Annotated in this window: 28 protein-coding genes; 13 read left to right on the top strand and 15 right to left on the bottom strand. The window is 56.1% G+C overall.

Features of this window, described 5'->3' with window-relative positions:
* Positions 1–167: 167 nt before the first annotated feature.
* The 3 genes from rpiB to IE099_RS04950 all read left to right on the top strand — a co-directional run bounded on the left by rpiB (position 168) and on the right by IE099_RS04950 (position 1,780).
* Complete coding sequence (rpiB, locus tag IE099_RS04960; RefSeq protein ID WP_189567892.1) at positions 168–626, top strand: ribose 5-phosphate isomerase B; 459 nt, start codon at positions 168–170, stop codon at positions 624–626.
* The gene (locus tag IE099_RS04955) at positions 623–1,042 is read left to right on the top strand and encodes a hypothetical protein (RefSeq protein WP_189567890.1); all 420 of its coding nucleotides are present in this window, start codon (positions 623–625) and stop codon (positions 1,040–1,042) included. Before rpiB ends, IE099_RS04955 begins: the two co-directional genes overlap by 4 nt.
* Before the next feature lie 117 nt (positions 1,043–1,159).
* Positions 1,160–1,780, top strand: coding sequence for an SHOCT domain-containing protein (locus IE099_RS04950; RefSeq protein ID WP_229809389.1), 621 nt, complete (start codon positions 1,160–1,162; stop codon positions 1,778–1,780).
* A 96-nt stretch (positions 1,781–1,876) separates the two neighbouring features.
* Here the strand turns inward: IE099_RS04950 and IE099_RS04945 are convergent, their stop codons facing one another.
* The 3 genes from IE099_RS04945 to IE099_RS04935 form a co-directional block, all read right to left on the bottom strand.
* Positions 1,877–2,800 (bottom strand): hypothetical protein, encoded by a 924-nt coding sequence (locus IE099_RS04945; RefSeq protein ID WP_189567888.1) that lies wholly within the window; start codon positions 2,798–2,800, stop codon positions 1,877–1,879.
* 1 nt (position 2,801) lies between these two features.
* Positions 2,802–3,335: an RNA polymerase sigma factor gene (locus IE099_RS04940; RefSeq protein WP_189567885.1), complete on the bottom strand. Its 534-nt coding sequence runs from the start codon at positions 3,333–3,335 to the stop codon at positions 2,802–2,804.
* A gap of 226 nt (positions 3,336–3,561) precedes the next feature.
* On the bottom strand, positions 3,562–4,719 hold the full coding sequence (locus IE099_RS04935; RefSeq protein WP_189567871.1) for a hemolysin family protein: 1,158 nt from the start codon (positions 4,717–4,719) through the stop codon (positions 3,562–3,564).
* A 445-nt stretch (positions 4,720–5,164) separates the two neighbouring features.
* Here IE099_RS04935 and IE099_RS04930 point away from each other — a divergent pair, with 445 nt between their 5' ends.
* Positions 5,165–6,100: a DUF6807 domain-containing protein gene (locus IE099_RS04930; RefSeq protein WP_189567869.1), complete on the top strand. Its 936-nt coding sequence runs from the start codon at positions 5,165–5,167 to the stop codon at positions 6,098–6,100.
* A 198-nt stretch (positions 6,101–6,298) separates the two neighbouring features.
* On the opposite strand, the gene IE099_RS04925 is transcribed toward IE099_RS04930, so the two are convergent.
* The 3 genes from IE099_RS04925 to IE099_RS21065 are packed head-to-tail and all read right to left on the bottom strand — an operon-like array spanning position 6,299 to position 8,247.
* On the bottom strand, positions 6,299–7,006 hold the full coding sequence (locus IE099_RS04925; protein WP_189567868.1) for a YebC/PmpR family DNA-binding transcriptional regulator: 708 nt from the start codon (positions 7,004–7,006) through the stop codon (positions 6,299–6,301).
* Positions 7,007–7,054: 48 nt separating this feature from the next.
* Positions 7,055–8,065 (bottom strand): glycosyltransferase, encoded by a 1,011-nt coding sequence (locus IE099_RS04920; protein ID WP_189567867.1) that lies wholly within the window; start codon positions 8,063–8,065, stop codon positions 7,055–7,057.
* Complete coding sequence (locus IE099_RS21065; protein WP_189567866.1) at positions 8,062–8,247, bottom strand: zinc ribbon domain-containing protein; 186 nt, start codon at positions 8,245–8,247, stop codon at positions 8,062–8,064. The genes IE099_RS04920 and IE099_RS21065 overlap by 4 nt, the downstream gene beginning before the upstream one ends.
* 132 nt (positions 8,248–8,379) lie before the next feature.
* Between IE099_RS21065 and IE099_RS04910 the strand changes: the two genes are divergently transcribed.
* Positions 8,380–8,880 carry a hypothetical protein gene (locus tag IE099_RS04910; RefSeq protein WP_189567865.1) on the top strand — a complete coding sequence of 167 codons (501 nt, stop codon included), beginning with the start codon at positions 8,380–8,382 and terminating at the stop codon, positions 8,878–8,880.
* A gap of 141 nt (positions 8,881–9,021) precedes the next feature.
* Positions 9,022–9,519, top strand: coding sequence for a PEP-CTERM sorting domain-containing protein (locus IE099_RS04905; RefSeq protein ID WP_189567864.1), 498 nt, complete (start codon positions 9,022–9,024; stop codon positions 9,517–9,519).
* A gap of 90 nt (positions 9,520–9,609) precedes the next feature.
* Here IE099_RS04905 and IE099_RS04900 read toward each other — a convergent pair whose 3' ends face one another.
* A complete protein-coding gene (locus IE099_RS04900; RefSeq protein WP_189567863.1) occupies positions 9,610–10,926 on the bottom strand; it encodes a DUF1552 domain-containing protein in 1,317 nt (438 codons plus the stop codon).
* 66 nt (positions 10,927–10,992) lie between these two features.
* Here IE099_RS04900 and queF point away from each other — a divergent pair, with 66 nt between their 5' ends.
* From queF to IE099_RS04870, 6 genes are all read left to right on the top strand, one after another.
* Positions 10,993–11,391, top strand: a complete 399-nt coding sequence (gene queF, locus IE099_RS04895) for a preQ(1) synthase (RefSeq protein WP_189567861.1) — start codon at positions 10,993–10,995, stop codon at positions 11,389–11,391.
* A gap of 42 nt (positions 11,392–11,433) precedes the next feature.
* Positions 11,434–12,552 carry a hypothetical protein gene (locus tag IE099_RS04890; RefSeq protein ID WP_189567859.1) on the top strand — a complete coding sequence of 373 codons (1,119 nt, stop codon included), beginning with the start codon at positions 11,434–11,436 and terminating at the stop codon, positions 12,550–12,552.
* 59 nt (positions 12,553–12,611) lie between these two features.
* Positions 12,612–13,373 (top strand): 3-keto-disaccharide hydrolase, encoded by a 762-nt coding sequence (locus IE099_RS04885; RefSeq protein ID WP_189567857.1) that lies wholly within the window; start codon positions 12,612–12,614, stop codon positions 13,371–13,373.
* Positions 13,374–13,514: 141 nt separating this feature from the next.
* Entirely contained in the window at positions 13,515–15,038 is a 1,524-nt protein-coding gene (locus IE099_RS04880; RefSeq protein ID WP_189567855.1) for a thiamine pyrophosphate-binding protein, read from the top strand.
* 55 nt (positions 15,039–15,093) lie between these two features.
* Complete coding sequence (locus tag IE099_RS04875) at positions 15,094–15,414, top strand: hypothetical protein (RefSeq protein ID WP_189567853.1); 321 nt, start codon at positions 15,094–15,096, stop codon at positions 15,412–15,414.
* Between the two features lie 175 nt (positions 15,415–15,589).
* Positions 15,590–16,384, top strand: coding sequence for a sugar phosphate isomerase/epimerase family protein (locus IE099_RS04870; protein WP_189567851.1), 795 nt, complete (start codon positions 15,590–15,592; stop codon positions 16,382–16,384).
* A gap of 13 nt (positions 16,385–16,397) precedes the next feature.
* Here IE099_RS04870 and IE099_RS04865 read toward each other — a convergent pair whose 3' ends face one another.
* The 6 genes from IE099_RS04865 to IE099_RS04840 all read right to left on the bottom strand — a co-directional run bounded on the left by IE099_RS04865 (position 16,398) and on the right by IE099_RS04840 (position 20,721).
* Positions 16,398–17,114 (bottom strand): putative 4-mercaptohistidine N1-methyltransferase, encoded by a 717-nt coding sequence (locus tag IE099_RS04865; protein ID WP_189567848.1) that lies wholly within the window; start codon positions 17,112–17,114, stop codon positions 16,398–16,400.
* An 8-nt stretch (positions 17,115–17,122) separates the two neighbouring features.
* Positions 17,123–17,506, bottom strand: a complete 384-nt coding sequence (locus IE099_RS04860; protein WP_189567846.1) for a cupin domain-containing protein — start codon at positions 17,504–17,506, stop codon at positions 17,123–17,125.
* Positions 17,507–17,644: 138 nt separating this feature from the next.
* Positions 17,645–18,853 carry a M29 family metallopeptidase gene (locus IE099_RS04855; RefSeq protein WP_189567844.1) on the bottom strand — a complete coding sequence of 403 codons (1,209 nt, stop codon included), beginning with the start codon at positions 18,851–18,853 and terminating at the stop codon, positions 17,645–17,647.
* Positions 18,854–18,946: 93 nt separating this feature from the next.
* Positions 18,947–19,615 carry a MarC family protein gene (locus IE099_RS04850; protein ID WP_189567843.1) on the bottom strand — a complete coding sequence of 223 codons (669 nt, stop codon included), beginning with the start codon at positions 19,613–19,615 and terminating at the stop codon, positions 18,947–18,949.
* Positions 19,616–19,698: 83 nt separating this feature from the next.
* Positions 19,699–20,175 (bottom strand): bifunctional nuclease family protein, encoded by a 477-nt coding sequence (locus tag IE099_RS04845; protein ID WP_189567842.1) that lies wholly within the window; start codon positions 20,173–20,175, stop codon positions 19,699–19,701.
* 21 nt (positions 20,176–20,196) lie between these two features.
* Positions 20,197–20,721, bottom strand: a complete 525-nt coding sequence (locus IE099_RS04840) for a gamma carbonic anhydrase family protein (protein ID WP_189567841.1) — start codon at positions 20,719–20,721, stop codon at positions 20,197–20,199.
* Between the two features lie 170 nt (positions 20,722–20,891).
* Here IE099_RS04840 and IE099_RS04835 point away from each other — a divergent pair, with 170 nt between their 5' ends.
* Positions 20,892–21,713 carry a hypothetical protein gene (locus tag IE099_RS04835; protein ID WP_189567840.1) on the top strand — a complete coding sequence of 274 codons (822 nt, stop codon included), beginning with the start codon at positions 20,892–20,894 and terminating at the stop codon, positions 21,711–21,713.
* A gap of 25 nt (positions 21,714–21,738) precedes the next feature.
* Here IE099_RS04835 and IE099_RS04830 read toward each other — a convergent pair whose 3' ends face one another.
* Together IE099_RS04830 and IE099_RS04825 are read right to left on the bottom strand one after the other, a co-directional pair.
* On the bottom strand, positions 21,739–22,194 hold the full coding sequence (locus IE099_RS04830; RefSeq protein ID WP_189567839.1) for a DUF2452 domain-containing protein: 456 nt from the start codon (positions 22,192–22,194) through the stop codon (positions 21,739–21,741).
* Between the two features lie 90 nt (positions 22,195–22,284).
* Positions 22,285–24,132, bottom strand: coding sequence for a sulfatase-like hydrolase/transferase (locus IE099_RS04825; RefSeq protein ID WP_189567838.1), 1,848 nt, complete (start codon positions 24,130–24,132; stop codon positions 22,285–22,287).
* Between the last annotated feature and the right edge of the window lie 57 nt (positions 24,133–24,189).

Raw genomic sequence — 24,189 nt, 5'->3', positions numbered from 1 at the left:
TGAAACTAACGCCTCCCGCTCAAATTCCCATCGGCAATTTCTGCAGAACCCGCACTCCGGTCGAACAGCCGGGCATCGAAGGTTGACGGGGTTTCCTTGAGGGGTAAGCCTTGGGCCGCCCTCTCGTTCGTCGCAACGATTGGGATGGAATCGTTGTCGAATCACTCATGCGAATTGCCCTAGGAACAGACCATGCCGGATATCTCTTGAAAGAAGAGGTCAAGAAACACCTTCTCGCCAAAGGTCATGAGGTTGAAGACTTCGGGACCGATAGCGAGCAGGCGGTGGACTATCCGGACTATGTCGGACCTGCGGCGGAGAGTGTTGGGCTGGGGAAGAATGACTTGGGAATTGTCTTTGGAGGGAGCGGCAATGGAGAGGCAATCGTGGCGAACAAGGCCGATGGAGTTCGGTGCGGACTGTGCTGGGACCTCTGGAGCGCCGAGATGACCAAGAAGCACAATAACGCCAATGTGATTGCCCTGGGCGGCAGAGTCGTGGAGCCGAAGCTGGCCCTTGCGATTGTGGATATGTGGCTGGAATCCGAGTTCGAGGGAGGACGCCATCTGACCCGTATCAATAAAATCAAAAATGGTGGTGCCGGACGTGCCAGTTTGGAATCGTGAATTCAGATTCCGCTCTCCCGGGAAATTTTTGTAGTCAGTGTGGCAAGAGTCCCGCCGGCAATCATGTTTGCTTCGGTGGGACTGGCGAGTCTGTGGTGATGTGTGATGATTGTCTCGCCAGGCAGAGCTCTTCGATTGCGGATTTTTTCAAGGAAGCGAAGAATGCGGAGTGTGACTTCTGCGGCGGTTCTCCCTGTACTGGCGGCCCTGAATTTCTAACCCCGTCGGCAGAGGGGAACGTCGCGAACCGGTGGCTGTGTGGCTCCTGCGCGCCGGACTACCATACTTTTTTACAGACAAAGATGGCTGACCTGGTGGAGGTGAGCGATTACGAGAAGCAACTTGAGGAGATGAAAAGAATTGCCGGGGAAGCCGAGGTCCATATGAAGCAATTCGTGAGACGGCGCGACAACTAGCCAGGAATGAGTTAGGCCAACGACGAAGGCTATCAGTGCGAGTTCCGCACCCCAGATAGAATCCTCCTTACGATTTGTAATCGCGGGAGAGAACGATTTCTCTATAAAGAAGGAGCTATGGGGAAGTCAGATTCAAAAGATAAGCACGACGAGGGCAAAATGATTGTCGTGGAGGGCACGCGGGAGAACACGGATCGCATCGTGCGGGCTCACGTCTTGTGGGCGATGGGGGCGGGACTGATTCCGATTCCGCTCTTCGACATCGCGGCAGTGACTGCCATCCAGATCGATGCGCTGCAGAAGCTCGCGGAAGAGCAAGGAATCGACTACAGCAGCGATGGCGGGAAGCGCTTTGTCACGGCCCTCACTGGAGGCACCTTTGCCCGTCTGGGCGCCAGCTTGATCAAGGGCGTTCCGGGCGTGGGCACGGTGATTGGCGGGCTCTCCATGTCGGCAATGTCAGCGGCTTCGACCTATGCGGTTTGCCAGGTCGCGCTCCATCATTTCCGCAATGACCGCAATTTTTTGTCTTTCGATTTGGATGATGCCAAGGGGCTCTATGAGAAGGCCTTGGAACAAGGAAAATCCTTCGTCAAATCGTTGGAAAAAGAGGTCGACCCCAAGGTCACAAAGGAGACCTATCGCAATCTGGAGAAACTCAAGGAGCTTCGTGATGCCGAGGTGCTGACCGAAGAGGAGTTTGAGAGCAAGAAAGCGAAGCTTTTAGAAAAGCTTTAGGAGAGAACTTCAACCGAAAAAGCTCGCCTGGTTTGCAGGCGAGCTTTTTTTTCGCTCCCTCGCGGAAGGAGGGAGCTTATCCAGTCCAGTAAGAGATTAGAAGACCGCGGCCAATTGGTCGGGTTCCATTTTGCCTAACAAGAAGAAGGCCTTGTCCTCATCGCGCCAGCTCGCAATCGACCAACCGGAGCGGGTGCAGTGGCTGCAGCTCTTGCGGGCTTGGGCCATTTCGGGCAAGTCACCCTCGATGTCGGAACGCTGGAAGACGAGTAGGTGCACGGTTGGTTGATCGGGGCTTTGCCGATAGCAAATCAGGGAAGCCGGCTTGTTATTGAAGTCGAGGCGCTTGCAGCCGATTCCATCCGCTTCCTGCAGGCCAACGGGGAGGATGTTGGGACTGGGGAGCTCGTTGCTGGCCAAGAATTGATAGAGCGATTCTTGCTTTGGATCGCGGCGGTCGAGGCTGAAGTTGCCGTTGAGGAAGTTGATGGCTTCCACCTGCACCGCATGCGGGGTGATGGAGGCTACCGTGATATCGGGATCCGAAGGTTTCAGCAAGCTGGTCCAGACTAGGGCCGCCACGATGCCCGCCGCCGCAGCCCCGCCGATGGCCGGGAGGCTGAAGAGCGACTTGCGTCGCTTGCGAGCATTGGAGGCGGGTGGGAGAGTGGTGACCTTTTGCTCAATCTCCATCGCAGCCAGAATGTCGCCGCGCAAATTGGATGGAGGCTCCAGTCCAGCGAGTGCTCCCGCGAAATCGTGATCGAATTGATTGTATCCCGGGGAATCGTAAGCGGTGGCAAGGGCCTCAAAGAGGCTTTCGCGCAGGCTTTCCGGAATCGGGAAATCGGCCAAGCTGTCGGCAAAGGCCATGTCTTGGGCGCGCTCGTTGGCCAGCCATTGACCGAGCTCCTTGTCCTCTGCGGCGAGAGCAAGAGCTTCCGCAAAGGCTGGATCATGGAGGTCAGAGCCGTTGGGTCGGAAGCTGGAGAGAATGAGTTTGGCTTGGGTGTGGTCCATCTTAGAGGGCTCCTTTCTGTTTGAATTCAACTACGTTTCTAGTAGCGGGGTCTTGGGCGGTTTCCATCAGTTCTCGCAGTTGTTTCTTTCCGCGCGAGATGCGGGACATGACAGTGCCGATCGGGATGTCGAGGGTTTCGGCGATTTCCTTGTAACTGTGTTCCTGGAGGAAAAAGAGAGTGAGTGGGGCGCGGAAGGTTTCATCCAGCTCGGCCAGCAGACCTACTGCCCGCTTGGCATCCAGTTGCCGGTCGGCGTCTGGTTGGTTGGAGGGGAGCTGAAACTCAGCCTCTTCCAAATCGCGCTCCGGGAACTTGGTCGACCGGCGCGCTTGCGAGAGGTGCTCGCGATAGAGAGTGGTGAAGAGCCAAGTCTTGGCCTTGGAGCGGTCTTCGAGCTGGTGGCCTTTCTCGGCCCACTTTACGAAAGTCTGCTGCACAAGGTCGGACGCGCGCTCGGGAGTCTTGGCCAACGAGTAGCCAAAGCGGTAGAGCGCCTGATAATGGGCGTCGACCAGTTCTTCAAATTCGTTCATCGGGACAGTGGGGTTGAGTAGTGTTCTCTCCCATGAGAGGGCCTGAACCCAAGTCTATTCCGGAGTTTTTTGACTTTTCCAATCTTTGGCTGCCTCCGATCAGGTCGATGTTTCGCTGCATGGACTTGAAACGTCCCCTTTAGCCACAAAGAGGCACAAGAATCGCAAACCCTTAAGTTTTTGCGCAGTCTTCGCGCCTTTTAGCGGCCAAAATCACCCAATCACCCTAGCCCGCTTGCTTGGAGTTCGGCTCTGTTTCGGTAGCCAACTCTTCAGTCTTCGGTTCGTCCAATTCCAAGCCCATCTTCTGGGCGCGGGTCTTCCAGAGCTTGCGGGCGAATTCCTGCATGTCGTCCCGGGTATCGACCTCATCAACAATCTCGAGTCCGAGCAAAGTTTCGACCACGTCTTCCATGGTCACCAGCCCGCTGAGCCCGCCGTATTCGTCCAAGACGGTGGCGAGGTGATTGCGATCCGCGACGAGAAACTCGAAGGCGTCGGTAAGTTTGGTGTCTTCCGGAAGAGCAGGAATCTCACGTTTCAAATCACTGAGCGGAAGGTCGAATTGATCTCGGGCGGCAGCGAGGAGAATGTCGTGCTTGAGGACGAAGCCTGTCACGTCATCGCGGTTTTTGTTGTAAACAGGGATGCGAGAGAAAGGGGACTCGTTGTGATGGTCGAGGTAGTGCTGAATCATGGTGTTCTCCGGCAATGCAAAGACCACGATCCGGGGGGTCATCACTTCCCGAACGGAGATTTCGCCCAAACGCAAGAGGTTGTCGAGAATCCGCGATTCACCTTCCTTAAGCTTGCCCTGGCGGGTGCCAAGTTCGGCCATCACCTTCAACTCGTCGCGGCTAAAGGTGGCCTCGTCGTGGTGACCTTTGCTAAAGAGCTCGATGAACCAAACCACCGGCGTCATCAGCCGGGTGAGCCACTCTAGGCAAAAGCTGACCCACGGTGCCCAAGCCCTCCAGTAGCGAGCACCCAGATTTTTTGGAATGATTTCCGAGGCAATCAGGATCGCCAGCGTCATGAGGGCTCCGGCGACCGCATCCCACTTGCCGCCACCGAGGGCCGAGACTTGCGCGGCGACTCCCATCGCGCCGACGGTGTGGGAAATCGTGTTCAGGGTCAGGATGGAGGTAAGAGGGCGACCAATGCGCTGCTTCAAATTCTCGATGCGGGCTCCCACCTTGGGCTGCTTCTTTTTCAGGTTCGCAACGTAGGGCGTGGAGATACTCAGGATGACCGCTTCCCAAACTGAACAGAAAAATGAAACCCCAATCGCGAGGCTGAAATAAATGATCAAAACCGTCCACGAACCAGTGGCATCGGCATCGAGGTTAGGAGCGGCGATGGCCGCCACTTCGTATGGGAACATGATTGAGAGAAGTGTGCGGAGAATCCCAGCGCCTTCAAGTCGAAAGAAAGGACTGACAATTCGGGGCGAGTGAAAAAGTAGCACTCGTCAGTGGCAAAGACTTTTAGGAAAGCGCTCGCGAAGACGCAGGATGAGAACGAACAAAGGCTGTCTGTAATGGTCCCGCGGATTGTGACGTTCGGCGAGGCCAAGTTCGACCGCGTTTTGAAGAATCTCGCAGGTTGGCAAGGAGCACAGGCGTCTCGCCTGTGAACCCTAACGCTTCGAAAGCTCTCCCACTCTCCGAAACTTCACGCGACTCGGAAGTCAACCCACTCACAGGCGGGACGCCTGTGCTCCTTGAGGTGTTCTCATCCCCTCCCATCACTTGGTGGATTTTACCCAATTGAGGTAATGCGCGGATTCGAAATTTGAGTCTTTCTGTTCTCGTAGTTTGTTTTGCAGGATGAAGAATATGAAGAAATGGTGGTTTTTGATGAGTGGGGCGCTAGTGGGTTGGGTTCACGGGGAGGTGTCTTTGAAGGCTGAGGGCAAGACCGTTTCGGTGCTTCACGACGGGGAGGTGGTCGCGGTCTACCGGGGGGACCAGCGCGTGCCGTGTATCTATCCCTTGGTCGGGCCGACCGGAACCAATGTGACGCGTCACTACCCCTTGGGGGAGGGGACGACTGGGGAGGAAAAGGACCATCCCCACCATGTTTCTTTCTGGATGGCGCATGGGGACGTCAATGGTCATGACTTCTGGCACGGGAAGGAAAATCGAATCGTCCACAAAGGGGTGACCCACAGTTCGTCCCAAAGCGTTGATGGGGTGGATGAGGCCAACCTAACGGTTGAATTGGAGTGGCAGGCTGGCGAGAAGGTGGTGTTGACCGAGGAGCGGAAGTATCGCTTTCATTTTGAGAAAGAGACTTGGCTGGTGGACGTGAGCTGTGCCTTGAGCGCGGTCGAAGAGGCCGTCTTTGGTGATACCAAGGAGGGAACGTTCGCCATTCGGGTGACTCCGACGCTGCGAATGAAGGGGGAGGTGGGGGAAGGGAAGATTCTTGATTCCGAGGGGCGCACCGATGGGGATTGTTGGGGCAAGCGCTCCAAGTGGGTCGCTTTCCACGGGCCGGATTCGGCGGGGGAGTCTCTGGTGGTGGCGCTGATGGATCACCGCGACAATCTGCGCCATCCGACCTGGTGGCACGCTAGGGATTATGGCTTGTTAGCGGCCAATCCCTTTGGCCAGCACGACTTCGAGGGGCTGAAGGACCAGCCCGAGATCGGCGACTTTACCTTGGCAGAAGGGAAGTCCTTCACCCAGCGCTACCGCCTGGTTCTTTCCGCCGGAAAGGCCGATGGGGCGGCTCTCGAGGGCCTTTGGAAGAACTGGTAAGTCTGCGTCGACCCAACGCGCTTAAAGGGTTGTCTGAATAAGGAGAGGAGAATCGCCAAAGATTTTTTCCCTGAAGACATCGCGCGAGTGGGGTGGACGTCTCGTCCACCCGTCAGTCCGTTAATCCAGATGAGTGGACGAGACGTCCACTCCACAAGCGTCATGAACGCTCACTTGGCATTTTTCAGACGGGGTCTCTTAGGCGATGTTGGTATACACGGCCTGCACGTCTTCGTCGTCTTCCAGTTTGTCGATGAGAGGCTCGATTTCTTCGATTTGCTCTTCGGTGAACTCGACGGGAGTGGAGGGGATGCGTTGGAGGTTGCCCTTGGTGGTCTCGATGCCGAGCTCCTCGATTTTCTTGGCCAGAGAACCAAAGGACTCGAACTCGCCATAGACGTAGACGGTCTCTTCGTTCACTTCCATCTCCTCCAAGCCGGCGTCGATGAGCTCCAGCTCGATCTCTTCGAGGTTGTGTTCGCCTTTTTCAAATTGGAAAACGGCCTTGCGATTGAACATGAAGCCCAGTGCGCCGGATTCCAGAAGCTGGCCTTCGTTCTTGTTGAAAATGGTGCGGACGTTGGAAAAGGTGCGGGTGTTGTTGTCGGTCGCGCACTCGACCCAGAGAAGCACGCCGTGGGGACCTTTGCCCTCGTAGTTGACCTCCTGGTAGTCAGCCGCGTCCTTGCCCTCGGCGCGTTCGATGGCCTTTTTGACGTTGTCCTTGGGCATGTTCTCCGCCTTGGCAGTCGCGATGGCGGCGCGGAGCTTCGGGTTGGATGCGGGGTCGGGGCCACCTTCCTTGGCGGCCATCGTGATGGTGCGTCCCAATTTGGGGAAAATTTTCGACATTTTGTCCCAACGCGCTTCCTTGGAAGCTCTCCGATATTCAAATGCTCTGCCCATGTGGCGCGGAGTTAACACAAAGCCCGCCGATATCTCAACCCTAGCGCACTAGCAGCAGGCAAAAAAATCGTCGCCTTCGCGATACCCTGCCGTCGTGGCCAGGCTTCGCACCCGGGCGCGCCCTCCCCGGCCCACGCATCCGAGGAGAACGGGGGAGTTGATTTTGGCCAACAGATCACCTGCCGCCCAGATGGGAAGTCCGAGGGCGGTTTTGCCGATTTTCTTGGGCGCGACATCGTAGAATCCGTGCACCTGAACTCCTTCCGCGAGGAGCAAGCCGGCCAGCCGACGGCCAATGGGGCCGCTCCCCGCGATGGCGACTCCGTTGTTCCGGACCTTTTCCAACCGGGCCAAGTAGCGGGCTTTCGTCGCGGTCATCCGCTGCTCGCTGTAATCATCGTGGCTGCGGGTCAACCGGGTCGCGGAATCACGCCATTGCAAGCGAGCCCCGGGCGCTTGCACGAAGCACGCCCCGTCTGCCAGCATCCGCAGCCAGAGGTCGTAGTCCTCAGGGCCATCCTCCACGCGATAACCACCCGCCCGTTGATAGGCTTCTCTCGACATCAAGACACCCGGCTGAATGACGGGCGACTCCACAAAACGTTCCCGGCGAAAATCCTCAGGCTCGGCGAGCGAATTCGCCCAGTCGATGAACCGGTCGAGTCCAGCGCCTTGGGAATTGAGGGCCTCCACCCGACAGGTCACCAAATCCGCCTCGTTCTCTCGAAGGGCGGCATATTGCCACTCGAGGCGCTCGGGATGAGAGAGATCATCAGCGTCCATACGCGCGAGCAGGGGGGATTTCGCCAGCGCGCAACCCAGCCGGGCTGCGGCGGCGACTCCGCCCGTTGAATCCGTCTTTTCCAGCCGAATCCGTTTGTTGCCCTCTGCCAGGTCATCCGCAATGGACTGACTCTCGTCCGTACAGCCATTGAGCACGAGGATGACCTCTGCGGGCGCGAGCGTTTGGTGGAGTATCGAATCGACTGCATCGCGCAAGGTGGCAGCTGCATTTCGCACGGCCATCACCACCGTTATCTGGGCCGGCAGATTCGTCATTCGCCCAAACTCAGAGCGGTGGCTTGCCCAGAGGAATCACAAATGACTCGGAAGGGACGGCAGCAAACTTCGCAATCATAGTCAAATTCGCAGGGGCATTCGGAAATCGGGGGGACTACGATTTCGAAGCTTTCCCAACAGGAGGGGCATTGGATGGAATCGGTACTGATGTTGCTGATCATGAACGCAACGAGTCACTCGATCGAGCCCCGAAAGGTTTGAAAAATGTGGCTTTCGTGCTTCACTCGTTGTCGAAAGGCGTGGAAACGCTCTCGTGGGAACGACTGCTGGAGCTAAACAACCACTAGAAAATTATGAAAAAATTAGGATACTTGACCGCAATTGTAGCAACTGGACTGACCCTCACCTCATGTGACAAGGCTGCGGAAGGCGTGGAGAAAGCCGGTGACGCAGTAGAAAAAGGCGCGGATGCGACTGCAGATGCACTGGAAAAGGGTGGCGACAAAGCCGCCGAAGCTGCCGAAGCCGCCAAGAACGTCGGAGCCAAAGTTTCCGAGTCTGTCGAAGAAGCGAACGAAAACGCGGCTGCTAAAGCTGAGGAAGCCAAGAAGGCCGCTAGCGAAGCTATCGAGAACACCACTGAAGGCGCTGCTGAAGCCGTAGAGGAGGCGAAAAACTCCGTGAACGAAGCGGTTGAAAACTCCAAGGCTGCTGCCAACGAAAAGGTTGAAGAGGCCAAGGCCGCTGCTGGGAACGCGGTTGATAGCGTGAAGGATGCTACCGGCAATGCACTCAAGAAGGCAGGAGAGCAGCTCGAGAAAGCTGGCGAAAAGGTTGAAGATAACGCCGAGTAACCCGCGCAACGATTGAATTTTGCAAAGAGCCTCTTCCGGTCTTCCGGAGAGGCTCTTTTTGTTCCGTTCAATGTATGACAAAATAATGTTGCCTCGGTCTCTCAAAAGGAGTAACCTATTGATGTTCACCCGCATTTTTCAATGAAGTTCACATTTCTCACCCTTGCCGCCCTTTCCGCTGGAGTTGTTTCCTCCAGCGCATTTTCACTCGATTTCACCGGCTTGGAATTGGATGGCTCCGTCACCTTGAGCGGTGCTGATGGCGACCAGCTCATCATCAATGTTCCCGGTTTCGGCAATGTTGGGTTTGGAGTAGCGGAGAAAGACCTTTCGGCCGTCGTTGACGACAATTATGGCGTTCCTGCCATCGAGTTCGACGAGACCAAGACCATTACCATCAACTTTTTCGCTGCTACGCCGGTCGAAAATGTGATGGTTTCATTCGTCGGAGTTCCTCAAGGCGATGAGCCGACTTACGTGCCAATCGACAACTATGGTGGCACGGTCAGCTTCGATGCTGGCGTGAGCGGTGGTATTCAGTCGGTAAGCTTCGACGCAATCGACACGAAGGTGCCTGAGCCTTCCACAACCTTGCTCGGCCTCATCGGAGCGGTAGCTTTGCTTCGCCGCCGCCGCTAGGTGTAGGTCAAGAGATAGACTTTTCATGAAAAAGCCCTCCTTTCCGGAGGGCTTTTTTCGTTTGTGAGGCAAAGGGCCGAGACCAAACGATTAGGATAAGAGAAGGGGACCACCGGAGCTGAGCTTCCGGTCGCCAAAGCTTTCGAGGCGATGCCCGAAGGAATGAGCAAGGCTGAGAAGGAGGCGATTGTGCGGCATCTTGCCATCCATCTGCACCATCCGGTTGCCCTGAAAGCCTGCACCCCCGCCGATGAGGACGAAGGGAATGTCGTCCAAGGTGTGATTGTTGCCTTTACCCAACTCGTTGACCCACATGATGGTGGTATTGTCCAGCATGTTGCCCGAGCCATCGGGTTCAGGCGTCTCGCGAAGCTTGCCGGCGAGGTAAGCCACCTGTTCGGCGAACCAGGTATTAATCTTAACCAACTTCTCACGAGCATCATTGTTGCCATCGGGTTCGTGGGAGAGGGAGTGGTGGCCATCTTCGATTCCAAGCCAGTTCATCCTCGCTTGACCCACCGAGCGCATGAACTGCAGCGTGCCCACGCGGGCCATATCATTGGCCATGGCGTTGACCAGGAGGTCCATCTGCATTCGTGCGATCTGAGGGGTGTTGTCATTCACGAGCTCGATGTGGGGATCGATCTCTGGCTCGGGATGGACCAGGTCTTCGCTCTGGGCCGCCGCCTTCATTTCCTGCTCCATCTGGCGAACGAGGGTCAGATGGCGTTCCAGAAGGGCCCGGTCTTCGGAGCTGAGGCCCTTGGCGACCTTCTTGAAGTCCTCACCCAAGTCATCCAAGAGGGACGCGTAGGTCTTGGTGTCCTTGGAGCTGCCGTAGAGTTTCGAGAGCATTTCCTCAGGATCATTGAGGGGGGCGACTGGTTGATTGGAACCGGCGTAACACATCCGGGTCCAAGGATCGGCCCGATCGGGGACCGCCACACCGACCTCCAGGGAGCCGAAGCGGGTGCGGGTGTCTTTTTGTGATTGTAAAAAGTTCTTAATCTCCTGGTCGATGGAGATGGAGGAAGCCCAGCCCGCCGGATTGCCGCCACCACCGCGAATGTTGCCAGTGAGGAGCGGCGCCCCGGTCAGTAGACAGGACATCCCGCGCATGTGACTGTCGCCATCGCCGCGGACTTGGTTGGAAATACCGCGCAACACGAGCGTCTGTTCACGGAAAGCTTCGAGCGGCTTGAGAATCGGGGAAAGCTGGAGTTTTCCAGCCTCATCGTTGGAGGGCCAGAAGAGATCGGGGATGGTGCCGTTGGGTGAAAAGACTACGAGAAGACGTTGTCTGCGGGTCCCTACGGTGGCGGTCTCCGCAAAGCTCGGCAGACTGCTCAAGAAGGGCAAGGCGGCTGTTGAGATACCTAGGTCGCGGAGAAAGTGACGGCGTTTCATCGGGGTATACTACGTTCGCTCGGTTTTCGCTTTTTCAAAGGCTTCCCGGCGCTAGCTTTTCCCGAGATGAAAGCAGAACCCAAACTCCTCGGCAAATCCGAGAACGCCCTTCCGACCCAGCCCTCGCGCGAGATCCTGGATCGCTTCGAGAATTGCCGTCCGGGACGTAACTATTGGATTCATCTCGATGCTCCCGAGTTTTCTTCCCTTTGTCCAGTCACCGGCCAACCGGATTCCGCCCACGTTGTGATTCGCTACCGTCCCGGAAAGTGGTGTGTGGAAACCAAGTCGCTCAAGTTCTATCTGGCATCCTGGCGAAACACGGCCTCTTTTAACGAGGAAGTGATCAATACCATCCTCGATGATTTGGTCGCGGTTTGCGAACCGGCGGAGATGAAGATCACCGGAGCCTTTGGGGCGCGTGGCGGTATCTCGCTGACAGTGGAAGTTGAGCACAAGGGCTAGGGAGCGTTGCCAAAGGAAGAAAACTTTAGTTAACTTAAGGACATGGAACAGCCGCCCCTAATCGATGTCGATCCCGAAGATGAGCCGAAGTCAAAGCTGGCTGGCTGCACTGGGTGTGTGACGAGGATTTTGCCCATCATGACCGGCTTGCTGCTGGCTCTGGTGGTGCTGCTGGGAGTCGTTTTCTTCATTTGGGGCAGCGATCGGAAGGATGAGGAACTTGTCGATGAAGGGGTGCCGGGAGATGGCACGGAATCGGTCGAGCCCAAGAAGAAGACTTTCTTGGAAAAGGTGAAGAGCGTCGTGAAAGGCGAGTCGAAAAAGCCGCCGGTCGAGGAAGCAGTGGCAGCGAATGAGGAAGCGAGCGAGGCTGGCCCGGGGGGAGCGGGCGCTGGTGCGGTAGAGGGTGCGGTGGAGAAGAGTGTGGCCCTAGCAGAGTCGGTGGGAGCGGAGGGAAAAAGCCCTGAAGAACGCAACAAACTCCTGAAAGAGAAGTTCGGCCACCTGGAGGAGAATCGCCCTGAGTCCGGAACCGAGGACGACGAAGGGTTGGCTGCAGTATTGGACGAAAGTGGCAATCTGGCTGCGGGGGCAGGTGGGGCGGATGCCTTGGTCGATCCCAGCAAGTTGGGAGGCGATAGCGAAAGCGGCGAGCTCCCAGCCTTTCCGCAAGGAGCAGACGAGATGGTCGCGGAGGCGACCCGGCGCGGAGGCAGTTATGGCTCATCCACGGGAGCGGCTTCGCAGGAGGAGAATAAGTCCTACATGATCTGGCGGAGCGACCTATCGACCGCTGGTAGTGATCTGGAATGCGAAATCATTTTCCAAGAGACCGGAGGGCAATTGCACTTTCGCCTTTTCCTCCTGCCTTACGATTCCTCGACATCGAAGCTTTTTCGAGCTGGCAAGGGGGACTTTCTGGTTTCCTTTATTGATAGTGAAGGCAAGCGCTTGGTTCCCACTGATGAGAATTTCAAGCTGCCGTTGAACAAGATGACTGCCTTCGAAAGTGCCGGAGTGGTCTCTGGCTGGGTGACCCGGGGGATCATTCCCTTGAACGAGGTGCAGCCCGAGTCGATCCACTCCGTTCGGCTCGGTTGGGATCTCGATCCAGACTTGAGCGATTGGCTGAAGGAGTTGAAGTTGACTCGAGGGCAATAGAAGTTTTTCCCGTAATTTTACTGCATGTTGGCGCTTGCTGCTTCAGTAAACTTTTTATCATGAAAGCAATTACAGTATTCGCATTAGTCTTGGGTGGCGCCGTTTTTTGTCAGGGAGAAGAAGCGAAAGAGGCCGAGGGCCCGGTGTGGAAGAGCCTGTTCAACGGCAAGGATTTGTCTGGCTGGACTCCCAAGTTCAAGGGGTATGATCTGGGCGAAAATCCCAAAAACACCTTCCGGGTGGAGGATGGCGTGCTCAAGGTCAGCTACGACGAGTATGAGGATTGGGGCTCCATGTTTGGGCACTTGTTCTACGAGAGTGAATACTCTCATTACAAATTGCGGGTCGAATACCGTTTCGTGGGCGAGCAGGTCGCGGGAGGCCCCGGTTGGGCTTGGCGCAACAATGGGGTGATGATTCATGGCCAGTCGGCCGAGAGCATGAAGAAGGATCAGGACTTTCCCTTGAGCATTGAGGTCCAGTTGATGGGAGGCGACGGGAAAAAGGATCGTCCAACAGCCAATGTTTGTACTCCCGAAACTCATATTTTCTTCAATGGGAAGGTCGATACGAATCACTGCATCACCTCCAGCTCGAAGACTTTTCATGGAGATCAGTGGGTGACGGTTGAGATTGAAGCCCATGGAAGCGAGCAGATCATCCACCGCGTGAATGGGGAGGTAGTCTTCGAGTATCAATATCCTCAGAAAAATGATGGCACTCTTCTCGAGGGCGGTACGATTTCCCTGCAAGCCGAGAGTGCGCCTATTGAGTTTCGCAAAATCGAATTGCTCGAACTTCCCAAGCCTGAAAAGGAGTAAGCGATTCATTGCGGTGGGAGAGGCCTGGCGTGCAGGGCTTGGAAAGGAGGACGGGTTTCCACGAGTTGGGGCCCCTTCGTTTTTCTCTTTTCCAATTCTTTCCCATCGGCATTCCCATCGGCCTGTGATTGATTGCTCGCGATGGAGATAGCGAAGGATTTGGAAGAATTGCTCGCCCGAGGGGTGCGGCAGTTTGTGGTCTGTGGAGGCGCGCGCAACGCGCCGGTGCTGGAGTGGATCTCCCGCATTGAGGGAGCCGAGGTCTATTCGCACTTCGAGGAGCGGGGCGCGGGCTTCTTTGCCCTCGGCCGAACCATGGTGACGGGCGAGCCTTGTGCAGTGGTTGTCACCAGTGGCACGGCCGTAGCCGAGCTGTTGCCTGCGGTGATTGAGGCATTCTATCAGCAGCGGCCGTTGGTCGTGATCTCCGCCGATCGTCCGGAACATTATCGGGGCACGGGCGCTCCCCAAGCGATTGAGCAAGAGGGCATCTTTGGCGACTATGCGGCGAGCCGGATCTCTTTTTGGGAAGGAAAAGGGCCTCTGCACTTGAACTTGCCGATGGAGGAGGATGTGGATTTGGGTGCGCCGGGATTGTTGGAGGAATTCATGCTGGATCGCAGCTCTTTCAATGTCGCGCCCTTGGCCCAGTGGTTGCGGAAAGGCGTTTTCAAGGGACTTGTTGTCATGGTTGGAGGGCTGGACGAGCAGGACCGGGAAGAGGTGTTTTATTTTTGCCAGAATCTTGGCGCTCCAGTCTTGGCAGATGCGGCCAGTGGTTTGCGCGAGGCTCTGGGGGAACTGCAATTGGTTGATGGAGACCGTCTGTTGAAGGCAAATCCACCGGGGAAAGTTTTGCGCATTGGCCAAGTGCCGGTGGGGCGCTTTTGGCGCGACTTGGAGAACTTGCCGGAGGTCGAAGTTTTTTCGATCACCTGCTCTGGATTTTCGGGTTTGGCGCGGGCGAGTGAAGTCATCGTTGGAGAGCCTGCCCGGGTGGTCAAGGGGCTGGGCGAAGTGGATGAGGTGGGCGATGTGTTGGAGCACTTTCCCGCCAGCCGCCGTCGTTACAGTCAGTGCGATGAACTGTTGGAAGCTCACCCCGATTCCGAGCCGGCACTGGTGCGCGAACTCTCGCTCTATGCGGGGCAAGCGGACTCGGTGTTCTTGGGCAACAGCTTGCCCATTCGCGAATGGAACGATTTTGCCCAGTGGGAGTTCCCCGTCACTCTGGTGCGCGCGTGTCGCGGAGCAAATGGAGTCGACGGACAGCTTTCTGCCTGGTTGGGAGCTACCGTGGAGGAAGGAAAGGCATGGGGGCTCTTCGGCGATGTCACCACTCTGTATGATTTGGCTGCACCTTATTTGTTAGGTCAGGTCGCCCAGGAGGAGCGTGTTCTCGTGGTCTTGAACAATGATGGAGGCCGCATTTTCGATCGCTTGCCGCGCTTGGGTGGAATGAGTGAGGCGGCGCGGGGTTGGATGACGACTCCCCACGGTCGCATCCTGGAACAATGGGCTGCGATGTGGGGGCTGGCCTATCACAAGATCTCCTGTCGCGAGGACGTGGATTGTCTCGAGAACTTGGAACCCGGCACGAGTGTGGTCGAGGTGTTCCCCAGTGCGAAGCAGACCGAGGCCTTTTGGGCTGATTGGAAGCGATAGATTTTTTTCGAATAGAATCCGAAATGCCTCCGTCCATTGGTTTGTGAAGGCGAAAGTGATTCAATCAACCTGTCTGGCCTGTGTGGCGCTCCTGTTTGCTTCTTGTGCAAGTGATCCTTACTACAGCAACAATGGCTATGGTGGGGGAGGATACCCCAACCAATCCGGGGGAATCGATGTCCCTAAAACGACAGCCTTGGTCGCTGCTGGGATCGCAGGTCTATCCCTTTACCATTATGCTCAGGAAAAGGATAAACGTAAGAAAGCCGAGCGAGCTCATGCGGTCCACCACCGCTCACCCTATCGCGACCGTGGCTATGACGACCACTACGGCCGCCGCGGATACGACCGTCGCGACAGCTATCGCAGATACTAGGGCCCGTTCATGAAGGCATGGCCAGTATTCTAGCGGTGAACGACGAAGAACTCTTCCCGCAACGACGAAAACCTGTGCGACGGAAAACGATGTCTCCCAGAAGGCGGGAGATACCAGAAGCAAAAACTGGAACTCGCTTGTCCATTTTCATAGGTAGGAGACATTACCTAGCTGAATGAAAATCCATTGCCTTCTCCTTAGTCTTTTTCTTTCCCTCTTCTCACCCGCATGGGGCAAGGAGGAATTTGCGCCCGAGTTTTATGCCTTTTTCAACGGGCTGCCGGAACTCTCTCACCAGAAAGAAGCCGAGTTGCTCAAGGAGTTGGGCTATGATGGTATCAGCCAAATCTATGGTCGCGACGAGGGCTTGGCCGAACGAGTGGAGGTTTATGAAAAAGCCGGGCTGAAGGTTCTCAGTGTCTACATGCCGGCCACGGATGAACCGGTGAAACCTCAAGCGGTGCAGCCACTTGCCAACGGGGGATTCATCGAATTGACGGTGAAGAAAAAGTCTCCCGAGATAGTCGATTCTCTTCGAAAAACAGCTGCCATGGCGGCCGAGTTGAATATTAAAGTCGCTCTCTATCCTCATTTCGGCGATGACATCGCGACAATGGATCAAGCCTTGGCGTTGGTTGAAGAAGTGAATCATCCGAACTTGGGGGTGATGTTCAATCTCTGCCACTTCATGCGCAGTGAGAGCATCGACGATTTGGAGGCGGCGATAGAGAAAGCTGGACCGCGCCTTTTCTCAGTGAGTACCAATGGTGCGGACTTGGATGGAAAAGATTGGGCGACACTTATTCGGTCTCTCGACCAAGGGACCTTCCCTCAAGAGCGCTTGCTAAACGCTCTTGAAAAGATTGGATACACGGGGCCGGTGGGTCTGCAATGTTACAACGTTCCAGGCGACAAGAAGGCGAGCTTGCAGGCTTCGATCAAAGCTTGGCGCGAACTCACGGGCAGTTAGAAGGTGGGACAGCCTAGCGCCGCTTCCACTTGGTTACTAGCGCAACGGTCCACTGGAATTTGCGGGCGGTTTCGCGGATGAGGAAGGGTTCGTTGACTTCTTCTAACAGTTCGAAGTCTTTCCCGAGTTTTTCCTTCAACCATTCAACGGTGCTACCCGTCGGCCAGTTGCCGGGCGGGGTGAATTCTTCCAACCAGGTGCAGGGGGTGGCCAGCACAACTTCGCCACCGGGATTGACCAGTTCGGGAAGGCGATCGAGGAACTTCTGCGGCTCGGGCAAGCGGCAGATGAGATTGGCAGCCAGCACCCGGTCGAAGGTGCCGAGGTCGGCGCGCAAGTTCATGGCGTCGCCCTGCTCGAAGTGGCAGCGCGAAGTCTCCAAGCCCTCGGGCAAGGTGACGGTGAGCTCGGTATTGAGGTGGGCCTCTTCCAAGCGCGGGATGGTCCGCGAGCCCGACTTCATCTCCTCCGCCGCGGCGACAAAGGCGTGGGAAAAATCGATGCCGATGACTTCCTCACAGCTACGGGACATCTCGTAGCTGGAGCGACCAACCGCGCATCCGACGTCCAGGCCACGGGCGACCTGTCCTTCGGAAAAGTGATTGGCGACGCGCACCGGATAGTCGAGTGCTTCCCGGGGTCCGAACTCCCAGGGAAGGATTTCTTCGGGTTGGGCGAAGTGGAAGAGGAGATACTCGGCGAGGAGCTTGTCGGTTTCGTAGATGTTCATGAAATGGTTTAGTGGACAGGAACTTCGCCATCCTTCACGGCATCGTCCTCGTAGAAGAAGTCGTTGTCGTCGTGCTTGGGGACAGGGATGTTAACGAGGGTCATCTGGCCCACCGCGCGGTGGCGACAACCGGGCTTGATGAGCACGGATGAGAGGGGCTTGACCGGAATCATCTCGCCATCGAGTTCCAAAAATCCTTCCCCCTCCAGGATGAGATAAATTTCCGCAGTCTTCTGATGATAGTGAGAAGTGGGCTCGTCCTTGACCTTCAAGAGATGAATCGAGGCGGGGGCATCGGGCAGGTCGGCAAAGCCGCGGCGCGTTGTGCCGCAGCAGCATTCAACCTCGGGCAGTTCGTCGAGTTGGACTTTGTGAAAGCGAGTTTCAGACATAATAGGAATTTTGGTGAAATGGCTTGCGGTGACAATCGGGAAGGACTGCGGCGCACAAACTGAGCAGTTGGAATAAAAAGAGCACCAAAAACTCCGAGTCCTTGGTGCCCTCTATTGTTTGAGAAATCTTCGTTAGAACTAGCTCGCGATGGCGTCGATGATGAAGCGGCTGGGGCGGAAGTTTTCGATGATGACTTCCTTTTGATCGCCGCGATTCATGCGCACCTCCTTGACGTTGAAGTTGGGGGTCTTGTGCGGGGCAAAGAGGATATCGTCGTGGGTCGAGTTCTCGTGCTTCTTGAACATGTCGGGCACGATGTCTCCGCCGAGATGGTCGTCGCGACCGGTGGCGAGATGGCAGGTGCCGAGGACCTTTTCATCCTGAATATCCTGATAGGAAACGGGGAGGACCTGGGTGCCAAAGCCGAGCTCACCCAAGGTGCCTGTCATCGGATCGTCGGCGAGGCGCGCGTTGTGCTCGTCGATGGTAGCCTGATTCCCCTCAATGAGAGTGGACTTCACGACGTCACGATTGACGACGTCGAGCACTCCGAGGGTGCCGTCTTCATATTTCATGGGAAACTTGCCGTTGGCATTTTTGGGCACGTAATAGATTTCTCCTGCCGGGAGGTTGGCAATGTCGGGCTTGGTGCCTTGGCAGAGACCGTGGGACTTCTGCGCTTCCTGACCTCCGAGCTCGAGGTCCGCAGTGAGAATGGTTCCGTCCTCCAGCTCAAAGTCGATCTCGATGGAGTCGGCCCTGGTCATCGCGAGACGGATCTTTTCCGCATCGGCCGAGACCTCTTCGTAATCGACAGCCAGTCCAGAGCTGAGGATGACGTCGTTCATCCCGTGCATGGTGGCTCCGCGGAAGTTGAACTCCTTGCACTTGGCGGTCAGGGGAGCAGTGGCGGACCAAGTGGAGATGCAGAGGACGATGTCGTAGACCGAGTAGATGTCTTTATCCAAAGAGAGCTGGTTGCCATCGGTGTCCCAGACCTCATCGGCCATATCGAGATTGGAGCCGTAGGTGTAGCGGTAGGCGAACATCTCGCCACCGGTTATGCCGAGCTCGTCGAGGACTCCTTCCTTGAGTCCTTCGTAGAAATATTTGTAGGCATTCTTTTGAACCTCGAACCCTTCTTCGCCGAGAAAGGCGAAGTCTTTGATGAGGTCCTTGGGGTCTTCGAAATCAGTAAGAATGCAGACCTTGCAGCCTTGAGTAGGTTTGAAGACAGTTCCAAGAAGGCGGGAAAGGTCAAAGGGAGGGAATTCCCGCTTTTCGGGATTGAGAAGAATTTCTTCGGCAAGGTATCCCGGCAGCGCGGAAGTCGATTGATTGGACATGACAGATGAACCGTAAAACCAAACTCTTGCCGCGCAAGTGAACTTTTTGCACGATTTTGTAGTGCGGTGTCGCTCTCGGCGTTTCTGCCTTTTTCAAAAAGTCGCTTTGGCGAAGATTCGGGAATCAAGCTGATTTTGAGGGGCTTGTGTCGACGAGATGGACGGTGTGACCGCATTGGCAGGTTGCTGGTGCATCTCGCGATACTCGTCGATGCCATCGAGAATCATTTGAACTGAGATGAGGATTAAGAGCATGCCCATTAGTCGTTCCAGTGCCATTGAGCCTCGCACTCCGAGAAACTGAAAGATGCGGGTACCGGCTGCCAGAAGGGACGTTGAGACCAGGCAGGAAAGGAAAACGGCGAGGACGACGTCGGGTTTGGGGTGGTTTTGGGCAAAGAGGATCACCATCGAGATGGCACTGGGGCCAGCGATGAGGGGCATGGCGATGGGAACGATGAGAGGAATGCCGTCGGTCGATTCGTCACCGATCTTGCGGTTGGGAAAGAGCATGCCGAGGGCGATGAGGAACAGGACAATCCCTCCCGAAATGCTGAGAGAATAGCGGTCGAGGCCAAGGAGTTGAAGCACGGTGCTACCCACTAGGGCAGCCATGAGGAGTAGGCTGAAGGCGATGATGCTTTCGCGCAAAATCACGAAGAGGCGTGTCCTGGGCGGTAGATCTTTCAGCATTGCGTTGACTGCAATCATGTTCCCGAAAGGGTCGATGACGATGATGAGCAGGAATGCGAGTGAGAGCATGGGGGGAGCCTCTCAGATTCATGAAAGAACTCGACCGAATAATTGTCCGGGGTGGTGTTTTGCGGACGGTTCTTTCTGAGATGTTAGAAAGGAATGTCGTCTCCACCCTCGTCGGTCATGCCTTCGTTGCGGAGCTCTTCCAATACGTGGGTCATGTCGGGCTGTTGGTCCCAGACGGATTTGACGAACATGATGGGGGCCTCTTGGCGCACGGCCAGGGCGATGCAGTCGGAGGGGCGGGCGTCGGCGTCGATGATCTTTTTCTCCATGATCTCATTTTCAGCCGAGAGATGGAGATGGGCGTAGAAGATCTCGTCCTCTACCTTGCTGATGATGACATGGGTGACTCGTGCTCCAAAAGCCCCGAGAACCTGCACAAATAGGTCGTGGGTTAGCGGGCGGGGAGGTTTCTGGCCCGAGAGAACCGCGTTGATGGAGGCGCCGATTGCGGGTTCGATGTAGAAGACAATGGACTTCTTACCGTCGCCTAGAAAGACGGCGCAGCCGGCCTGGGTGGGAAGGAGGGCGATGGGTTCGACTTGGATGAGCTCGACTTTCATGGGGCGCGGTGGGCGGCTTTCTTAGGAGGGATTGGCGTCGCGGGCGAGAAACTTTCGGGACTGGGCCACGTATTTTTCGGCTAGATCCCGGCCTGCCCGCTGTTCCTCGGGGGTGAGGGTGCGCACGACCTTGGCGGGGGAACCCAGCACCAGGGAGTTGGGGGGCACGATGGTGTTGCCGGTCACCAGAGCACCAGCCCCCACGATGGAATTTTCGCCAATGACGGAACCGTCGAGGATAATGGAGCCCATGCCGACGAGGACTCCGTCTTCGACCGTGGCGGCGTGCACGATGGCGGAGTGCCCCACCGTGACATGGTTGCCAATTACGCAAGGCAGGTCGTCGGAGAGGTGGAGGACGGCATTGTCCTGCACGTTCGAATAGTCGCCGATAATGATTTCGTTGATGTCGCCGCGCAAAGTGGCGTTGTACCAAATGCTTGCCTGCTTGCCGAGAGTGACGCGGCCAATCAGGTCTGCGCTGTCCGCGACAAAAGCTCCCTCGCCAAGAGTGGGCTCAATGTTGTCAAAGGGTTCGATGGCCATGGCCTACCTTTTCCATACGGTCGGAAAGATGCAAGGCTGGGTTGCGGAGCCCGGCTCTGCGGAAGGAGTTGCGCCCTGTTGGTAAAAATTTGAAATGACTACTAGACGGGAAGGCATTTCGGCACAAATTTGGTTCGTAGACACGGGGGGAAGGTTCCACGAGTGAAAGTATGGCAAGAGAAGTTTTAGTAGTGGTGGGATTGGTCGTCTTTGCGGCGGCATTTCGTGCCTGTCGCAAAAACTGGACCCGTAAGTTGGGGGCCTTGGTCTTTCTGGTAGCCTCGTTTTTGGCGCTTTATTTCCTAACTCACAATATCTGGGCGGGGATGCTGGCCGTGTTGGGTTGGTTCTTTCTCCCATGGATTGAGTTGCTGACCCGGGTTCGAAAAATGCGATTGCCGATCGACAATCAATTGCAACATCGCGATCCACCGGAGGATGAGTTTTTTCCCAATGCTTCGCGGGCCCTAGCCGCGATGTCCGATGCGCACTTCGAGCATGTCGGGGACTCGGCCTGGAAGTGGGCTGGGATGGAGCAGTACTTCCGCCTGCATTGGAACCCGGAAGAAAGAGCTGTCGCCACCGTTTGTCTGTGTGAGCAAGACAATGTGGCCTTCGCCTTCTTGGCAATCACGTCCCGCGCTGAAGACGGGCGCATCTTTCGCACTACCAATTTTCCTTTTTCTCCCACGCTGAAAAATCCTCCCGGCTTCCACTGCAAGCACGTCCCCTGTGAGCGCAATTGTTTCCACCTGATGCTCCAGGACCATCAGAGCTTTCTCGCGAAGATGAAGGTCACCCATGACGACCTAACAACCCCGGATCCCGAAAATCTGGAAGATGAAATCGAAGAGGAGATGCGGGTGCAGATTGAGCACAATCTGCAGCACGGAATTATCGAGCGAACCAACGACGGACATTTTCGCTATTCAGTCAGAGGTCTCTTTTTCCTCTGGAAGCAGTTTGCAAAAGATATGATCCGCCTCTGTTAGAGGCTGCGCCACTCGGGGCTGGAGCCTAGGCCTCGTCGGTGGTGCCAAAGAGCTCACGCTCTTCGATTCCTTCGCCCAATTCCTCCAAGATGAACTGGCGATCGTAGTTGAGTCTCAAGCTAGCCAAGTGTTTCTGAAACCACTGGTCAGGGGATATCATCGAGAGGAGATTTCGTCCTCGGGCTTCGTAGAGGTAATAGGTCTGGCCCACTACGGGCTCGAAGTTGATGTCCGCTTCGTAGGCCAACTTGTTCCAGTTGAAGTGGGTAATGGCCGAGACATACTGTTCGCGGATCTCTACCAGCTTTTGCTGCAAGTCGCGCTCGACTTGGGAGACCCCGCGCGACTTGAATGACGTGAGGTCATTCGGGACGATGGATGGTGAAAGAGTGGAGGTGGGATAGGGGAGAAAAGCTCCAGAGGGCTTTTCATCCGTCCCAATTCCTGTGATTTCCGCCAAACTGTCCTCTTGATTTTTCATCGCGCAGATTATCGACCCGTTTTGCCTGCGCGCAAGGGACAGTTTCTCTCGGGCCGAGTCCGACCTTGCCTTCGGGTCAAAGATTGGTCCTTAGAGCCCGCGTTCTTCTGCTAGCATTTCGGCGAGGCGTTTGACGTAGGCTCCGGCTTTCTTCTTTTTGCTAAACTTGATGACCCATTCGTCGGGGATTCTGTCGTGGGCATCGAGCTGGGTCAGAACATTGACGACATTTTGCTGTGCGTATTCGTTCCCTTCCTTGTTGAGCTCCGTGAGCAAAAGTTCATAGGCCTCCGCAGGCTTGTCCATGACTACCAGAGCCTGGGCGGCACTGACGCGGTTGGCAGATGATGGGTCAGCGAGGAGAACTCGAAGCGCTTCCTCGGCGGGCGCGGCCTTTTTGCCAAGGATGAGGCAGCCCTGCGAGGCCCAGTAGCGTTCCAAAGGATCCTTTGAAGCCAGTTTCTCAATAAGGAGCGGAAGCTGGGTCTCGTCGCGCTTGGTGGCGGTAAAGGCCAGCTCGATTAGGTCGGGCCACTCTTCAATTCGGGAGTGGGCGTAGGCGGCGATGGGTTGGCTCTTCGCCAGTTCCGGGAACATGGGTTCGGGGATGATGCCGGTATCGGCGATGGTTGCCATTTGCCCGGCCAGGGCCTCACGCATCGTTTTCAACTGTTCGGCAAAAGCGGGATCCTGAGCGAGGTTCTTGACTTCCCACGGATCGCTTTGAGTATCGAATAGTTCCTCCACTTCTTGATTGGGTTCCCAGATGCGGGAAAGCTCTTCGCTCAGATTGCCTTCCTGCCAAGCCTTTTTCCATGCCGTCCAACCGTCTTGGCCAAATTGATAATAGCTGTAAGGCGCGGCAGGAAGGTGGGGTGTGAAACGGCGGATATACTTCCAACGGCCATCTGTTAGGCCTCGACGCATCCCGTAAATTTCGTCGAAGCGATCGGCGTAGAGAAAGACATATTCGGGAGCGGGCTTCCGCTTCTCGCCGAGAATCGCGCGGCCTTGCATGATTTCCGGAATCTCGATGCCGAGCATGGAAAACAAGGTGGGAGCAAGGTCGATGAAGGCTGCCTTCTCCTCGGTGACCGAGCCGTTGGTGAACGGGGACAGGGCTTTCCATTTTTCGGGAACATGAACCAGCAGGGGAACGTTGACTCCAGTGTCCTTCAGGTAGCGCTTGCCGCGGGGAAGGATGCCGCCGTGGTCGGAGAAGTAAAAGACGATGGTGTCGTCGGCCAGACCCTGGGATTCGAGCTCGCTCAGGATCTTCCCAATCTTGCGGTCCAGGTGAGTGATGGTGTCGCTGTAGACTGCGTAGTCGGAGCGAATCTCCGGAAGATCAGGCAGGTATGGTGGCACTTCGACTTCCTCCGGGGAGAGACGGGGGGTGGGGGGGATATGACCATTCTCACGGTTCTTTGCGATTCGATCTGGAAAGAGCGAGCTTTCATGAGAGTCTGTGAGATTGAAAATGGAGAAGAACGGTTGGCCCTCGGCGCGGTTCCGGTAGTGGGCTTTGCCGTCACACTCGTCCCACACGGCCTTGTCATTGATGATGAAGTTGAAGTCCGTTTTGGAAGCGTTGCTGCAGTAGTAACCCGCCTCGCGCAAATAGCTGACGTAGGGCTTGTGGTTGGACGGGATGGCATGTCGGCTGCGCATGTGCTGGGAGCCTTGGCTGGGAGCGTAGACGCCAGTGAGAATCGTTGAGCGCGCCACCGCGCAAACCGGCGCATTGGAGAAAAAGTTTTGAAATTGAACAGAACGCTTGGCGAAAGAATCCAGATTGGGTGTCTTGGCTTGTTCGTTACCGTAGCAGCCCAACCATTCCTTCCCGTTATCTTCAGAGGTGATCCAGAGAATGTTTGGTCGTTCTGCGGCCCATAGGCTTGAGGTTGCGGCGAGAAGTAGAATGAAGAGACTTTTCATTGATATGGGAATGGTGGTTACGGCCATCCTTTTGCAGGATTATCGAAGTTTTGATTA

It is taken from the genome of Roseibacillus persicicus, assembly GCF_014651675.1.
In the GTDB taxonomy this organism is placed as follows: Bacteria; Verrucomicrobiota; Verrucomicrobiia; order Verrucomicrobiales; family Akkermansiaceae; genus Roseibacillus; species Roseibacillus persicicus.
This window is presented reverse-complemented; position numbering and strand designations above follow the sequence as displayed.